At 28.5% G+C, this 636-nt stretch carries 2 protein-coding genes; both read left to right on the forward strand.

Features of this window, described 5'->3' with window-relative positions; translation table 11 throughout:
* Positions 1 to 110 precede the first annotated feature (110 nt).
* Positions 111 to 347, forward strand: a complete 237-nt coding sequence (locus LOK41_RS28395; protein WP_241819433.1) for a hypothetical protein — start codon at positions 111 to 113, stop codon at positions 345 to 347.
* 31 nt (positions 348 to 378) lie between these two features.
* Positions 379 to 612: a hypothetical protein gene (locus tag LOK41_RS28400; protein WP_241819435.1), complete on the forward strand. Its 234-nt coding sequence runs from the start codon at positions 379 to 381 to the stop codon at positions 610 to 612.
* Positions 613 to 636 lie beyond the last annotated feature (24 nt).

The raw sequence follows: 636 nt of genomic DNA on the forward strand, positions 1-636 counted from the left end.
AGCAGGTTAATTTAGTAAGAATTTAAAATATGATGATGGAACTATAATAATATTATTAAGATAAAATGACGTAGTGTTTTACTCTAAACTGTATATGGAGGTGAGTATTTGTGGATCTTCTTAATGACTTTTTTACTTGGGCGTTTGAAAGACATCATAATATCCTCAGTTGGTATATTCGACCACTATTTTTATTACCATTTTGCTACTTTGCTTATAAAAGAAATGTTAAAGGCATCATAATTACTTTAATTGCATTATTTACAAGTATGTTTTGGTTTCCAAAACCGGAAACGGTAGACTCGAAGGTGGAAAAGTTTTTAGCAATGGAAATGGAATGTTATTAAAGTTTTGTTATCCTCAATGGTTCCATTGACAATGTATGCTTTAGCATATGCATTTTGGAGACATTCTTGGAAATATGGGATACTGGTTATTAATTTAATTGCTATACTTAAAGTTCTATGGAGTTTATATGCAGACGCTGGTTCAGGAGTAGCAGTGATTTTACCAGCTTTTATTGGTTTAGTAATTTGTAATTTAGTTATTTGGATTGTTTATAGAGTTTTAGTAAAAAGAAATAAAAATAAATCAACAAATACCAATTTTTAAATTAATTACGTTTATTCTTCTTCA

This window comes from Bacillus sp. TL12 (genome assembly GCF_022625245.1).
In the GTDB taxonomy this organism is placed as follows: Bacteria; Bacillota; Bacilli; order Bacillales; family Bacillaceae_G; genus Bacillus_A.